The following is a 16,429-nucleotide window of genomic DNA, read 5'->3' as shown; positions in this document are numbered from 1 at the left end:
GTCGTTACGCTCGGGGATCGTCGTAGGTCTGTTTGAACTTGTCCATCGCCCGCAACCACAGCATGCGAACCGTGCCGGGGCGACGATCCAGCCGGTCGGCGATCTCGTTGAACGAGAGGCCTTGCAAATTGCGCAACACGATCACGTCGCGGTACTCCGGGCGAAGCTTGGCCAGTTGATCGGCCAGCTCGACCGCACGCTCACGCCGCCTGGCCGGCTCGCTCGGCGAGGGGCCGCGATCGGCCAGCACGTTGGCCAGATGACAGGCACTTTTGTCCAGCGTGGCGCCGACCTGTTCAATCGACACTTCGCGCCGCATGTCGCGTTTTTGAGCGTTCAAATGCATGTCGATGGCATCACGCAGACAGTTCACCAAGATTTGCCTGAGCCAACACAACAGCTCCGGCTCGCTGCGCCCTCGAAAGGACCGGAAATCGCGATGGGCTGCCAGCATCGTGTCCTGGACCAGATCGGACGGACTCATCCGCCGCCGCAACCGGCGGTCAAGTTGCGTGGTCGCTAAGATTGTCAGGTAGTTGCGGTACAGCTGCAACAATTGCCCGAGTGCCTCGGCGTCAGCGGCGTCGGCATCCTGTTGGGCTGCATCCTGACGGGCTGCGCTCAGCAACTGCGAGACATCGATTTCGGTCGTATTGGCTGGGTCGATAGAAATGCTGGTCATGCTTTTTCTAGGAATGTCCGTTCGCGCGAGGCCACCGTCTGTTCGTTGCGACATCACTTTGCTGTCCTCGCAACCGCCCGTTTAGCGTCGTCGCGTCACCATCTGGCCACGGGAGCGACGGATAGGTGTAATGATCTTCCGCTCGATTTTGGATCGGTACGAGTGTCAGGAAAACTCTGATACTCTAACAATCGCCGCCGAGAAACCCACGCTATGCAGAAGATAGGACGCAATTTGACGACGGTGGCATTTGGACAGTTCCATCGGGTCGTTGGAATCCCTCCCAGACAGCGGAATTCCAGACAGTGAAATGCGTCTGATCCGATGCATTCCCACCGGGCTGGACAATCCGGCAACTGCGGTGGTCAAATTCGAAATTGAGCGGTGTACTTCCGGTCGTAAACGACGTGTCATGGCCCTTACGGAGATCCGACGATGGCAAAAACGGAACAGAGTCGTCAAAAAAAATTGGCGAAAAAACGCAGCAAAGAAATTGCGAAACGGAAGCGTTTGGCGGCGGAGAAAAACGCGTTGAGATCGGTCGCCGGCCAGATCGCTGCGTCGATGCGACTGCCGATCGACCGCTGCTATGCCTACGCATCGCTGATGGACGACACCGAAGATGACGGGGCGATCGGAGCGGTTCTGGTCACCCGCCCGATTCCCGACGGCCGAGTCGTGTTCGCCTGTTTTCTCGTCGACAAGGCTTGCTTGGGCGTCAAGGACGCGTTTGCCCGATTGGTGACGCCCGCACAGTTCTCCGACCATTTAGATCGTTTGCGATCGCGCTCAAAACTGATCAAGTGTGATCCCAGCGTGGCCAAAAAACTTGTCACCGATGCGGTCCAGTGGGCGGCCCAGTTCGGTCTCGATCCTTTGGGGGACTATGAACGCACCAGCCGAATTTGGCACGACGTCGACGAATCCCAATGTGAACAGACCTTTCGGTTTGGTCGCAATGGAAAACCGTGTTACATCCAAGGCCCCCATGACAGTCCTCAATTCATCCGACGCGTGATGGAAAGCCTTAGCCAACACGCCGGCGAAGGGAATTATGAATCCACCCACCAGATCGGCGCTCCCGAAGGCATCGAAGCGTTGTTCGACGCCGAGGGGAACCCGATGGAACAGGATGAAATGGTTCTCCCCGACGGCGACAAGATCCTGCGAATCGACCACGCAGACGATTGAGCGGAAATCACAAGCGTGGAAAAGACGCTGGTGTCCAGACGTAGTGTCCAGACACTGGCGATGTCCATGACACGGGCATCACGTCCGCCCGCACCCCCTATTTTCTTGTCACCCCTTTTCTTGTCGCCCACCTCCCCACGCTCCCACCCAATCTTTCTGCCCTCTCTACACCGTTTCCAAACGCCCCAAGACCGTGTGACGGGGCGCTGTACCGGCCCCTCGACCGACCGCCCGATCGCCTCCGATCAGCCCAGCAAGTCTTGTAGATCCTGGGCCGTCAGTTGTCCGATCAGCGATTTATTTTGGCTGACGATGGCATCTGCCAGGTTGCGTTTGGACTTCTGCAACTCGACGATCTTTTCTTCCACCGTCTCGCTGCAGATCATTCGATAGGCATTCACGCTCTGGGTCTGTCCCATGCGATGGGCACGGTCGATCGCCTGGGCTTCCACGGCCGGGTTCCACCAGGGATCCAAGATGAACACGTACTCGGCCGCCGTCAGGTTGAGCCCGTTGCCGCCGGCCTTCAGACTGATCAAGAACAGTTGGCATTCGGGATCGTTCTGGAATCGTCGCACCTTCTCGGCGCGTTTGCGGGTTTTGCCGTCCAGGTATTCATAGTTCCAGCCCCGTTGATCCAAGTCTTGTTTCAACAGCCCCAGCAACGAAGTGAATTGCGAGAACACCAATGCCTTGCGGCCTTCGCGATGCAGTTCGTCCAGTCGTTCCAGCAGCTCCTCGATTTTGCCGCCCCGTACACCACAGTCGGGATGGATCAACCGCGGATCACAAGCGGCTTGACGCAAACGCAACAATGCTTCGAGCACATGGATCTTGGCCTTCTTCAAACCGAGTTCCTTCACTTTGTTGCTCAGGTGGACGCGATAGTGCTCCCGCAGTTCGTCGTAGAGTTTACGTTGTTTCTTGTCGATCGAGCACGCCAAGGTCTGCTCGACCTTCTCCGGCAACTCCGTCAAGACTTCCGACTTGGTGCGTCGCAGAATAAACGGCTGCAGCGACTTGCCCAAACGTTCAACATGCTGGCGTTGGGCTTGGTCTTCCAAGTCAGGCAGCTGACCCCACGACGATTTCGCGTTGGAAAGCATTCCCGGATTCAGAAAATCGAACAACGACCACAGGTCACCCAAGTGGTTTTCGATCGGCGTCCCGGTCATCGCCAAGCGGTGTTCGGCAGGCAGCAAACGCGCCGCCCGGGCGACCAGACTTTTGGGGTTCTTGATCGCTTGGGCCTCGTCCAGGATGGCGTAGTCGAATTGCAGCTGAGCCAACAGGGGTGCGTCCAGACGCATCGTCCCGTAGGTGGTCAGTAGGACATCGATCGAATCGGGTGACTCGGCCAAGGCGTCCCAATTGAGTTTTCGTTCGGTCCCGGTGTGATTGCGGACGCGCAACTTGGGCGCGAATTTCGATGCCTCCTCCAGCCAATTGAACACCAGACTTTTGGGAACCACGACGATCGACGGTTTTCGCGTCTGTCCCTGGGGCACACGTCGTTTACGACGCGCATCGAGCAACGCCAGCACTTGAATCGTTTTCCCCAGCCCCATGTCGTCGGCCAGGCATCCGCCGAAGCCGAATTTTTGCAGAAACCGCAACCAACCCAATCCGCTCCGCTGATAATCCCTCAGCTGGCCCGTAAAGGTCTTCGGTGGGTCGGCCGGTTTGATGCCGTCGAACGATTTCACTTGACGCAAGAATTTAGAAAAGTCGCGGTCGCGTTTGACCTCGCCCTGTTCCTCCAACAGCAGGTCCAGCAACAAGCCTTGAGATCGGTGGAAGCGGATCGAACCGTCATGTTCTTTTCCCGATTCCCGAATGCCGACAAACTTCGACAACCAGTCCTTTGGCAACATGCCGACCGTGCCGTCATCCAGTTGGATGGTGGCATCGCCTTTCTGTAACGCCGCCAACAACTTGGGCAGCGAAGCGTTGACGCTGTCGAAGCTCACTTCCGCGTCCAAGTCAAACCAGTCGACCCCGCTGGTGACTTGGATGTCAAAGTCGGATGCGATGCGAAGCGGCGCGCCGTTGGCCGTCACGTTCCAGCCCGATGCACGCAGGGATTCGACGACCGTCAAGAATCGATCGGGAGCCAGACGCACATTGGACGAATAGCGATCGATTGAAAAGTCCAGCACGTCGTGGTCCAGCTTTGACAACCAGTTCCGTTCGGCGTCCCAATTGCGAAGCTGCACGACACCGGCATCCGCGTCGAACCACCACTGTGACGTGCAGTCGAACGCCAGGTCTCGATTCGGATACCGGACGGACATCGAAACGGTGAAGTCGGGCGACTTGGGTTCTCGCTGATCGAGCAAGCAGTGCGCCGACGGCTCATCGATGCGCTTTGGGATCTCCAGAGAATCGTCCAAGACCAGATCAACGTCGTCGTGGTGCGATGACAGCTCGACCAACAGGCTTTTTAAACTCTTGCGCGGCACGCGGATCGAAGGCGTTTGTTGCCACGCCCGAATCCGACGACAATCGCTCGGTGTGATCCGGACCAGGCGGGTACGGAGCGTCTCTTGCGGATCACTGGATTCCGCGTCGTCATCAACCGCCGTCGGCTTGGAGTCGATTTGCAGCAGCGCACAACCGATCGTCGACGACCACATCAGTTGCTCGATCGAGCAGACCTCGGCGTCGGGGACGACCAGTTCGGCCGCGACGATTAACTGGGACGATTTTTCCGGATCGGGTGAGACTCGCAATCGCAGCGTCGTCGGCGTCGCGACCGAAAGGTGGTCGACCGGGCGGGCGTCTTCAAAATGCTGTTTCGAATCGCCCAGTTTCCAGGCCAGCCGTCCGGTGGCATGTAAGGCTTCGAGCGATTCCCGCACCAACAGTGGCTTGACCGAAAACTGCCGGTTGCATTGCCGATACGCTCCATAGAAGCGATGCGTGTTGGCTTCCTGTCGCGGTTCGAGCATGGCCAGCGCGTGCCGCTCGGTCGGGTCGCTCAGTTTTGCGATGTCCGTGGCAAACAGTTCGACACCACTGGGCCGCCCCCAATCACCGTCGATCTTGCGCTCGCTTCGCATCGCGGTGACGCGCAGTGTATCGCTGTTGGCAGGATCGGAGGTGGAGAACACAAACCAGTGTTGTGCTTTCGCAATGGAATCGGGCTGATGTTCGTGGGGCAATCCCAGCGGGGATGGACCCGACGCAGCGGTCATCGAACTCGCGATACCGACCAGTTGTGACTTCCAGGAAGGTGGCTGGGTTTTGCGTGGCGTGTGGGGTTTCGAATCGGACGCTGGCTTGTTCGAACGCGCCGCCCCCGATGGGCCTGTGGTGACTCTCGGCGTGATCGGGTGCCCGGTCACCACGTCGTCGACCTCGTACAGGTCAAGCGTATCGGTGTCGACCAGCGGGCTGGGGTAGAGTAAGTCGAACTTGGCGATCGTCGCCCAAAGGTGTTTGCAATTGAACCCGTCGCAGAACCTTGGACAGTTACACGAGACGCCCAGTGAGGAATCGAAGAGTTCAGCGAAATCGAGAAGGACCTCGTAGGCGTCGCCCATCGATCCCTCGACTTCGGCCCGCAGCCCCAGTTTTCCGACTTCCAACAAGCGAACCTTTCCGATCATCTCCACCGTGTCGCCGCGGCGACGGTCACCGGAATGAAATTCGTCCGTTGTGGCCGCTGTCAACTTCATGTTGTTACCCAATCCAATCGGGGGCAGATTCAAGTCATCATGGGATGGTCAATCGTGCCGCCAATTGTAGAGCTGTGGTGAAAACGAGCGACCCCAAAATCCGCGACGCATGGAGAATCCTGCGGCCCAGCGGGACGCGTCAGCGAGCGTCGCGTCGTTTTGACGCGCCGCATCCGATCCGCCACTGTGTCAAACGCCCGATCCCGCGATTGATATCAGCCGATTCTCGTCAGCGGTCGGGCATCACGCCATGTCGCGGACCACGCGACACTGACTGAGGGACGTGCTGGGACGTCCCAGCGGGACGCGGGGCTTTGACGTCAGGCAACGCAGTCGCCGTTGATTGCGACCGGCGTTCTCACCAGTTATGCTCAATCTCCCACGCCATCTCGCCCCGCGTCACCACTCTCCTCTCTTCTCGATGAAAAAACGTTCGCCGCGGCGCCTTCAACCCCTCGAAGAACGTCGCCTGCTCGCCGGCGACGTCGCCCCGGTTGACTTCGGTTGGGCGCCTCTGGATCAAGTCGCCGCGCACGTTCGCGTCGACGCGACGCTTGGCCAGGTCGGTGGAAACGTGGTCCCGACCCAGGACCGGATGCTGGATCAACTTTTCAACGTCGACAGGGAGCACGGCGAGTTTTCATTGGGGGCGGCGGCACGCAGCACACGCGTCGCAGACATCGATGGAGACGGCCGCTCGGACATTGTCAGCCTGTCGTACACCACATTGATGACTCGGCTGCAGCAACCGGACGGTTCGCTGGGGCCGCGGATGTATACGAATCTCGTCGATCTCTCACCGTTAAGTACGTGTGTCAATGAAGACTTTTCCTTGGCCGACACCAATGGCGATGCTGCATCGGAAGTGGTCTTCGCTTGTCTAGATAGCGTCTTTGTGTTGGAGTTTGACGTTCAGCAAGGATTTGACCGCATTCTCTATCAATCGGGTGAGCTTCGTTTCAGTGCCGACATGGCTGCGAGTTCCGACCTGAATGACGACGGGATTGCCGATTTTGTGTTTGTGTCAAACCAGAGGCATAGCGAGACGCGGGTGTTGTTGGGAACGGGCAGCGGAACGCTGGTGCCGCAGCAAACGTTGCAAACCAACGATTCATATGTACGACATTTTCACTTGGGGGATGTCGACGATGACGCCAAGGATGACCTCGTTTTCGTGTTCGGCGACAGCGATCAGGTTTGGGTTCAACACGGAAACGGGGACGGCACATTTGGTGGTCTTGAAACGCTGGTCGGTATCGACGGTAACCGGAGTTTTCTTGCGATTGCTGCGGCGGATTTCAATGGCGACGGCGCGACCGATCTAATGACATCCGATTATCACAGGCAGATCAGCGTCTGGTACAAAGAATCGTTCGGCTATCGGCTCGAAACGATTGCGATGCCGGACTACGTCGTCGATCTGGCGGTGTCAGAGGCGGAGACCGATGGCGGGCCGCTGGTCTACGTCATGATGCAAAACACCTACGACTTTCCCAGCAAGTGGATCGAATTGCTTCAGATCGTCGATGAATCGTCGGTGAGTCGATTGGACACGATCAGTATTCCGGACGGATCGAGCCTGCGACTGGCCGACATGAACGGCGATTCGATTGACGACGTGTTGATCCAGCACTCGACGGTTGCCAGCGTGTTGGACGTCGATGACTCCCTTTCTTTTTCTCAGCTTCGCAACGTGACGTTGTTCGACAGTCCGTCGCCGATTTCCCATGTCGTCGCAGATTTTGACCGTGATGGCATTGACGACGTCGCCTATTTTCATCGGCGTACCGATCATTTTTCAATGATCATGGGGGCGCGTGGTTTGGAAGACCGCGGTCAGATCGATGTGATTCGACACGATCTGCCCGGCAGCCTGGCAATCGGTCATGTGCTGGCAACGGATGACAATCATGACGGTTTCGTGGATCTGCTCGGCGTCCCCGAAGACGGAACGGCGTCGATGGTGCGGATGGCTGGACTCGGAGATGGTACGTTTGCTCTGCCCGAGCATTTGGTTTTCCAGGCCGGCGCGACGCTTGACGGATTTGTTCTCGATGACGTTACAGGCGACGGCAACGTGGACGTGGTGGCGATCACCGAATTGGCCGGCGATGCCCGCTGGCAGGTCTGGCGTGGAGATGGAGGCGGTGATTACGTCTACGATTCTGATCAAACGGTCGTCCCATCGCGGACGCTGTTCGCCTCCGATCGCTTGCTGGACGGTCGATTGTTGAGCGTCCACGCCGACGGCGTCGTACGAAGCACGGAACTGGGGACGAATGGATCGTCCGCGACGACCGAAAATCTGTTCACGATCGATTCACCTGAACAGATACGCCGATTTCTTGCCGTGAATCTGAACGGCGATGGCATCGCCGACGTCGTTGTCAGTCGCGGTGTCTACAATGCTCCCCAAGAGGTTTACGTGAGTGACGGGGCGGGGGGATATGAACTCGTTGAACTGGATCTGGATGGTTATGCCGTACGACTCAGTGCGGGCGATTCGAGCGGAGATGGAGTTGACGAGGTCTTGATCGAAGGCGATCGGAGCACGCTCTTCGTCTACACGTTGCAAGGTGCGATCATCGCGGACGAGGTGCGCAACGCTGGTCGCTCGCTGGCGTTAAAGTCCGCGGCACGGGGCGACCTCAATGACGATGGTCGACACGACATGATTCATCTTGCGTCGGGTATCAACGTGCGATGGGGACGATCGAGCGACGACGGCAGTTCACTGAAAACGTCTCCGTGGCTTATTCGTGGCAACGTGAATTACTTCGATGTCGATGTTCGCGGCGCTGATGGCGTCGAGTTGTTTGTCAATGCCTGGGTCGACTTCGATCACGATGGAATCTGGTCCGACTCGGAACAGATTGTCGACGGGGTGCCCGCCAGTGGGTTCGATCGGCAACTCTTTGAATATGATGTTCCCGTCGACGCGGTGTTGGGGAAAACTTGGGCACGCATTCGATTGAGTGACGAAGCAAGCGTCGGTGTCGATGGCATGGCGCTCGACGGCGAAGTCGAAGATTACTCGGTCGAGGTCATCGAGTGGGGATTGATGGATTTCGGGGACGCCCCCGCTGATTTTCAAAGTGATTTTCTTTCCAGCTATCCGAGTCGATTGGCTGATGATGGCGCCCGGCATCTGTCGGGTGGGCCGCGTATGTCAGTCCAGGTCGACCCCGATGACGATGCGATGCCCAACCGGTTCGCTTCGTCGGAGGAAATCAACGATGGATATGTCATTCAGACTGATTTTGTCGCCGGCGAGTTCAGTCAATTGGCCATACCGATTCGGGGCGAAGGTGGGTTCGTCAACGCATGGTTGGATTTCAATCGCGATGGTGACTGGGACGATCCGGGCGAGCACATCGTGCGCGGTCATTGGCTGGAACTTCGTCCTTGGGAAAGTGTCGCCGAGCACTCGATCCCCGTGTCCATTCCAAAAACATTGGCGGGTCAAGTCACGTATCTGCGGACGCGGGTTAGTTCCGCGCGGGACTTGGGACCGACGGGGCTGGCACCTGACGGAGAAGTCATCGATTCGGGGGTCTTTGTTGGCAATCCAATAACTGCGTCCACGCCGCAGATCGTGATCGGAACCTCCGGCCACACCCTCTCGACCGATGCTGCAGACGGATCCGTTCGTTTCGCGGTTCATCTGAGTCGGGAGCCGGATTCCGATCTCACCGTGCAGATCCATCATGACTTCCCAGACTTTTTGTCGGTGTCCCGTCCGTCGCTGGTGTTCGACACCGACGACTGGAACGATCCTCAATTTGTGACGGTGCAGCAATTTTCCAGTGCGGGAGAGACCGGAGTTGTCGAACTGTCGCTCGTTGCAGTCGATGAAGCCGGACAAACCGTTGATTCGCAAACCGTCGAGATTTACACGGCGCCGTTTCAAGGAAGTCGGTCTTCGGATTCAAAGGTGACGCTCGCCGCGGGGGAAACATTGCATGCCGGACCGCAGTGGACCACCGGGCCATTGGTTTGGGATAACGATGTCTTCAAACGTCAGATTGTTCGTGGGTCGGATCGCGTCATCGTGGGCGGACCGTCACTTTGGCAAAACCCGATCGATCGCTATGACGTCGATCGCTCCGCATTGGTTTCACCGTTGGACGCACTCAATGTCATCAACGAAATCGCACGTCGGGGTGAAGACGGATTAGTGTTGGGATCGCCGAGTGTGTTCCAACAGACAAATCCGATCTTTCACGATGTCTCCGGCGACTCGATGCTCAGTCCGATCGACGCCTTGATGGTGATCAATTATCTCGGACGTCAAGCGGTCGTTGCCGAAGCAGAGTCCGTTCAGGATGGCGACGGTTCGTGGCAATCCTTGAGCCAAGTGCTGATCGATCCGCTCCGTCGTCAAACCGGCGAACCCGACGAATCGCCGTGGGCGATCGACCATGCGATCGCAAGTTTGTTTTAGCGGCCGCCGGCCTATTTGATTGAAACGTTGGTGCTTGTGTTTCCCTTGCCGGCCGATGTGGTCAACGCAACGACGCCACCCGCCACCGGCTTACGCCACGTGCTGGAAGGCTTACCCCAGCGAGTCGGCGGAGGTTAGCGCAGTGCCACCTCCGGGAAGCACGGCCCGAAATTTCGTCGACCCCAGGCTCGGGCGCGATTTGATTCGACACGCTCCGGGCAACGCTTTGAAGCATTTTTTAGCGGTAGGACGCGAGCCCTCCGGTGTTTCGGTAACGATGGTGAACCGGAGGGCTTGCGCCCTGCCGCTAACAAGAAACACTTCGCTGGTGGTCAACGGAGAGCATAGCGATTGCACCACTTCTTCCTACCCGCAATGTTTGTACCTTTTTCGGTGGGGTGGCTGCTCAATCGTGTGACGGACGCGGGGGTGGCACGCCTTGCGTTTGGAAGGGGCGGCTGAAGCCTGGACACCAACGATGCGGATGGTGCTTAGATCTGGGGTGTCGGCAGAAGGTCGCTGGGGGAATGCGTTGATTCGTTGGCTGATTCGACTTGCTGTTGCAGCAGCCGCCGGGTCGCTTCGAATCCGGCCGCGGTGGCGATGGATTTCAACGCCGGGCTGTTGAGAATCCCGTCGTAGTGCGAAAGCAGTTCTCGCAGTTCGGGGGTGTCACCCTGGGCAACCAAGTCGTCGACGCGGTCCGGAGCCAAAAACTCGATCCATGCTTCTCCGTCTTCCATCGCCGACAGACTGGTGATCAGTCGCTGGGAGGCCGACTCGGTCGGCGAAAGACTGCGCGACGCCGGATGCCGCAGCGCTTCCGGGCTGCCTTTGTATAGCCACGGGTTTCGCGGTGACGGAGTTGCGAATTCCACCTGCGGCGTTTGCATCACCAACGGCGGCTTCCGCCGACCCGGGAAATGACTGTCGTATCGGTGCCGCTCGCGAAAGTAGGGATCGTTCAACAGATCCGGTGCTTCAAAGCTGCCGAATCGATAGGGATCGTAGACGTAGTTGTCGAACCGGTAGGGATCAAACGCGCCGGGACGCGGATGGTTGTAATCGGGATAGCTGAACACACCGATGCTGATGCCACGGGTGGAGGTGGGGTACGGCGTCTGATACTTGTTGGGCACGGTGGCACTGGCGTGTCCTCGGGTGGCACGTCCGGAACGCATCCCCCGAGAGCGATTGCCAAACCATTGCGCCTGGGCAAGACCGCAATCGACGAACAGAAACGCGACCAGGATGACGGATAGACGACTCATGGGAACCCCGCAGGTGTACGTTACAAACATCTGCGGAAGCATAGATCGCTCGTTGCCCGGTCAGAGCGACGATGGAGCCTTGAATGCGTCGATTCATGGTGCTTCGATGGAACCAACGGTCGCCATCGGGACGACCAAATCTTCGCAAAAAAGATTCAAGAGGAGGTCGGAGCCAACCGACCGTCGAGCAATTGACGGACTTGCGCGGCCAACGCCGCCGGAAGAAACGGCTTTTTTAAACAGGGCACGTCGAGTTGGTCCATCGCCTGATCGGGGCCACCGTCGGCGTGACCGGTCATCAGCAGGATCGGCATATCCGGCCGCGACTTGCGGAGCCACGTCAACAACGCCGTCCCGGTCATTCCAGGCATCAGTACGTCTGAAATCACCAGATCAAACTCGCCACCGGTTTCGATCTTGTGTTTGGCATCCAAACCGTCGACGGCGCCGACGACACGGTACCCGTAATGTCGCAACGACCGGCACGCCAGATCACGGATCGCCTGTTCGTCTTCGACCAACAAGATCGTCTCGCTGCCTTGGGTGGGATCCTGGCCGGCGGATTCGGTGGCCGGTTCGTCACTGTGTTCTTTGGTGGCTGGAAGGAAGATCTTGAACCGCGTCCCGCGACCGGGCTGGCTGTCCACCGAGATCTGGCCGCGGAACTGTCGGACGATGCCGTAGACGATTGCCAGCCCCAGCCCGGTTCCTTGGCCGTGCGGTTTGGTCGTGAAGAAAGGATCAAAGATTCGTTCACAGGTCGCCGCGTCCATACCGTGACCGGTGTCGACAACTTCGATGACGACATAGGGACCGGGAACATCGAGATTCAGTTCCGGCAATTGTTCTTCGGTAACGTCCGCGTTGGACGCATGGATGCTCAGCGTTCCGCCATCGGGCATCGCGTGGGAGGCGTTGATCGCCAGATTGACGAAGATCTGTTCCAGTTGGCTGACATCGGCGCGAATGTTGTCAAGTCCTTCGGTGACGTGATACTCCACCGCGACCGACGAATCGACGACGCCTTGCAGCAGCGGTTCGATTCCCTCGAGCACCTTGTCCGTCTTGACGATGTCCATCTTGTTCGTCGACGCGCGACTGAAGGTTTGGATCTGGCCGGTCAGGTTTCGTCCGCGTTCGGCGGCGTCCAAGATCATCTGAACGCCTTGATCCACCGCCGGGTCGCCCTTGGCACTGATTCGGACAAACTCGGCGCCGTACATCACGACCGCCAGGAAGTTGTTGAAGTCATGTGCGATGCCACCGGCCATGCGGCCGACCGCTTCCATCTTCTTGGTCTCCGAAAGCTGTTGCTGGAGATCGACGAGCGTGGAGATGTCACGAATGATGACTTGATGCCCGCTCTGCTTTCCGGCGGCGTCGGTTCGCGTATTGACCGACACGATCGCGTCAAACGGTTTCCCATCGAGGGTTTGCATTCGAAAGCGGCTGCCGCGCAGATGATTGGTTTTCCGCAACTCCGTCTCAAACCGATCCGCTTCGTCTAGGTCCACAAACAGCGTCCGCAGATGAGTGGTCGCGTTTTCTTGCTTGCCCAACAGCTCTGTCCCGGCACCGTTGCAACTTTGCAACGTCCCATCATCGGCGAACAAACAAATCGCGTCTTGTGAGTCTTCGAACAGCAGCCGGAATTCCCGCTCGCTGGCGACCACTCGATTGGTCTTGAGGGCGACTTGACGCTCCAGATCGCGAGCCATTTTTCCAACCCTGGCCCAATTGAAGAATGCCAGCAGCGCCAAGGCGAGAATGGACACAAAACCGATAGCCACGACTGGTTTGAACCAGGCTCTCGATTGCAGCGGCACCGGTAGAACGCTGAAGCGGAACACGGCGGGTGTCGGATCGATTTGGCCCGCGGCATCCTGAACCCGCACCTGCACGCGGTGTTCGCCCAGCGGCAAGGTCGGAAAGACGATCTCTTCGTCGAGCGTTTCAAAGGGCGTCCAATCATGGTCGTCGACGCGAGTGGAGACACGGAAATACCGATTCTGTTGCTTCGGTTTGAACCGTTCCAAACCACGGACACGTAACCGCAGCGTTTCGTCTTCACCGAGCGTTTGATCGCCGTCAATGATTTCAGTTTCCGGCGCATCGGCATCGGACCGATAGCGATAGCAACGCGTGCCTACCCCCACCCACAGCTCACCGGAGTCTCCCGCGACGACGCTTGACACGCGGGTTTCGAACGGCGTGGTGGCGATCGGCGGCGGCAGTTCTTCCACGCCCGCGGTCAGCACTTCGATTTTGCCTTGTGACGATGCGAACAATTGTTTCCTTCCGTTTTGACCGACGATCTTGCCTTGACGATCAAACATTATTTCCCACTCGCCGTCGCGGAACCGCGCCAACGCGGCTTGACCGCCCAAGTCGCCGCGACATTGCACCCACGCTTCTCCGCCGAGCACGCGAATCTTGCCCAAGGCCGAGGACGGCATCGGGACTTCGGTCCAGTTCGCACCTAAATCGGTCGTCCGCATCAGCCCAAAAAATCCCGACACAAAAACCGAGCCGTCGGCCAACGCTGTCACATTCGGCGGATGACTGATCTGAGCCCGGTTCGGTAGCGCAATCGGGGTGATCGATTCGGGATCACAGTGCACCAGTTGAAACGGCGGAAAGTTGTTCGCGCCCAGGATTGCCCAAATCCCTGAACGCGGGTCGGCATAGGAGCGACTCACACGAACCCGATCTTGAAAATGCGAAATGTCTTTGACGTACATCTGGTCGCCGGCGATCCCGATCACGAATCGGTTTCGATCGGTGTCTGTTGCTGAGAGCCAGACCACATCGCGGCCGTCGATCCCCAGCAGCTTCGGCTTGATGTGGTCTGCCAGATCAACCTGCTGGAGACGACCGTGGTCCCATCGATAAAGACCCTTTTCGGACGCCGACCAGAGCACGCCTTGGGAGTCTTCGTAGATCGGTTCGGAAAGGTCGCGGTAGTGCGTCGGTCGATCCGAAGCCCAACGCACCAAACCGCCTTGAATCTGTTTGAACCAGACTCCGCCCTGTGTGTCTCGATGGACCGGTCCGCCGACATCTTGATGCAGCTGCCACTCCGGTTCACCTCGGTTCCAGCGGAGCAGGCGTTCCGAGCCGGCGATCCAGACCGCACCCTGGTCGTCTTCGAATAGGTAATTGTTGCCACCGGTGACGTCCGTCAACTGGCGAGACGTTTTCTCCCAACCGCCGCCGACCCAACGATAGATCACCGGTCCCCGTCCCGGCGTGCAGGTGAAGACTTCGCCGTCTCGGGTGGCGACCAGTTTCGGTTGTTCCAGGTCCGCGATCTGATTGGGGATGCGACGCCACGATCCGTCTTTGAATTGAAAGAAATGATCATCGGTGGAGACGATCAATCCGTGTCGGGCACTCTCGACCATGGACCAGATGTAGGTGTCTTGTTCCCACAGCCCGGCATCCTTGAGCGGTTGCCGGAAACCGTCGTCGGTGAATTCGGCAAGGCCTTGGTTGGTCAAGACGAATTGTTGGCCGCTGGTGACTCGGACGTAGTCGGACGTGTAGCTGCTGGGCAACCCGTCGCTCTGACGCCAGGTGGTGAACTGTCCGTCTTGCATGCGGGTCAGGCCGGCGGTGACATCGCCCTTGGGCCACTGGTCGCAACAAAACCACAGTGACCCGTCACTGTCTTCAACGATGCGGCGGATGCTGGGGCCGGCCAATTGACCTTGCAGCGTGCTGCCATCAAACGTTTCACCGTCAAACCGGCCTGCGCCACGGTCAGTCCCGACCCAGAGTGCGCCATCGTCGGCAACCAACACACAGCGAACGTAGTTGCTAGGAAGACCGTCTGCGGTGGTGTAACGTTTCCAGCGATACCCGTCGTAATGATACAGCCCGTCGGAAACGGCGAGCCAAACCGATCCATCGGCCGCAACGTCGGCATGCGTGACCGACTTCTCTGCCAACTGGGCATCATCGAAGAACGAGACGACTTGCCATGGTCGCGCGATCGGTGCCGGTTGCTGCGCAAGTCCACTGATCGCGAACAGGGACGCGATGAGCGAAAACAAGAAAAGTCGGAGGAAGCGACGCATTTTCTGGCGACCCTACGGGGACGGGGCAAGCCCTGTTGTAGTGAACAATCCCCGCCAAAACCACCTCAGCGGTCGCGTCGACCGGCTCGCCCCCGCACCAGAACCGACTGTGGCCCCCACTAAGATCATGCGTCTCGGTCGGGGAGGACACTCCCCCCGCATCCACGCTCGTTGTCTTGCGGGTTATTCACATTTTGGTGGAAACGCTAGCCCGGCGCGGTGAGGCTGGCCCCTATTTTTGACGCTTTGCGGATCGGAGAGGTGAAGCGATGACCTAATTGAAGCCATACCCGCTGTTTTTCTGATGCGCTGGCGTCAGATCAGCAACGCGGTCCGATGAACACCGAATCAACTTGGATGAGCGCTCCGATGGACGATGTAGCTGAGCTTTTAAAAAACTTGAGTGTGTGCCAGTCGCTGGTGCGGAAGACCGATGAGAGGCCGGCGACGGCCATTCGTCTGCTGACGACCGGTTTTGAAATTCATGCCGATTGCGACTTGGGCGGGCGACGGATGTCCGACGAGATGAACCAGTCGATCAGCGGTTACATGGAATGCACCAACGCCAGCCTGCTTCGCCGCGGCCAGAAGATCGACCACGTCGACAGCGTCAAGGTCCGCAAACCCGAAATCATGATTGCGGGCATCGCGGGCAACCATCACGAGGCTGCTGAGAAACGGATCGGCAGTCGGCGTGCGCTGCAACTGTTCCAGGCCGTGGTGGCCATCGATCGTTGGATCGTGCGGGGACGGTTGCACATGACGAGCAACAAAACCGTCAAAGAATTCTTGCACGCCAACCGCGACTTCTTTCCGGTGGCCGATGCCAGCGTCATCGATGCCGAGTCGCCCGAGAGCCCGCAACAGATGAGTGTGGCCATCGTCAATCGCGCCCGTGTGTCGTTCATGGAAATCACGGAATTCGAAGAGTCCGAGTCGGCGAGCGAGACATCGCCGGTCGTTCGATTGCTGCAGGAAGATGCGGTTGGAGGTTAGCGGTTAGCGGTTAGCGGTTAGGTGAAAGCGACGAGCGGACGATGACTGGCTGATGGGCGGTAGTGGGTGTCACCAGACGGTGGCCT

The 16,429-nt window shown here is 58.5% G+C and carries 7 protein-coding genes; 3 read left to right on the top strand and 4 right to left on the bottom strand.

The window, feature by feature from the left end; all coding sequences use genetic code 11:
• Positions 1-4: 4 nt before the first annotated feature.
• A complete protein-coding gene (locus TBK1r_RS06870; protein ID WP_145208410.1) occupies positions 5-682 on the bottom strand; it encodes a sigma-70 family RNA polymerase sigma factor in 678 nt (225 codons plus the stop codon).
• Between the two features lie 435 nt (positions 683-1,117).
• Here TBK1r_RS06870 and TBK1r_RS06865 point away from each other — a divergent pair, with 435 nt between their 5' ends.
• Positions 1,118-1,873, top strand: a complete 756-nt coding sequence (locus tag TBK1r_RS06865; RefSeq protein ID WP_145208408.1) for a hypothetical protein — start codon at positions 1,118-1,120, stop codon at positions 1,871-1,873.
• 245 nt (positions 1,874-2,118) lie between these two features.
• Here the strand turns inward: TBK1r_RS06865 and TBK1r_RS06860 are convergent, their stop codons facing one another.
• On the bottom strand, positions 2,119-5,553 hold the full coding sequence (locus TBK1r_RS06860; protein ID WP_145208406.1) for a DEAD/DEAH box helicase: 3,435 nt from the start codon (positions 5,551-5,553) through the stop codon (positions 2,119-2,121).
• 421 nt (positions 5,554-5,974) lie between these two features.
• Here TBK1r_RS06860 and TBK1r_RS06855 point away from each other — a divergent pair, with 421 nt between their 5' ends.
• Positions 5,975-9,997: an FG-GAP-like repeat-containing protein gene (locus TBK1r_RS06855; RefSeq protein ID WP_419581054.1), complete on the top strand. Its 4,023-nt coding sequence runs from the start codon at positions 5,975-5,977 to the stop codon at positions 9,995-9,997.
• A gap of 491 nt (positions 9,998-10,488) precedes the next feature.
• On the opposite strand, the gene TBK1r_RS06850 is transcribed toward TBK1r_RS06855, so the two are convergent.
• Complete coding sequence (locus tag TBK1r_RS06850) at positions 10,489-11,268, bottom strand: hypothetical protein (RefSeq protein WP_145208403.1); 780 nt, start codon at positions 11,266-11,268, stop codon at positions 10,489-10,491.
• Between the two features lie 155 nt (positions 11,269-11,423).
• Positions 11,424-15,347, bottom strand: a complete 3,924-nt coding sequence (locus TBK1r_RS06845; protein ID WP_145208401.1) for a hybrid sensor histidine kinase/response regulator — start codon at positions 15,345-15,347, stop codon at positions 11,424-11,426.
• Between the two features lie 369 nt (positions 15,348-15,716).
• Between TBK1r_RS06845 and TBK1r_RS06840 the strand changes: the two genes are divergently transcribed.
• Positions 15,717-16,343 (top strand): hypothetical protein, encoded by a 627-nt coding sequence (locus TBK1r_RS06840; RefSeq protein WP_145208399.1) that lies wholly within the window; start codon positions 15,717-15,719, stop codon positions 16,341-16,343.
• Positions 16,344-16,429 lie beyond the last annotated feature (86 nt).

The sequence above is a fragment of the Stieleria magnilauensis genome (genome assembly GCA_007753675.1).
GTDB classification, from domain to species: domain Bacteria; phylum Planctomycetota; class Planctomycetia; order Pirellulales; family Pirellulaceae; genus Stieleria; species Stieleria magnilauensis.
This window is presented reverse-complemented; position numbering and strand designations above follow the sequence as displayed.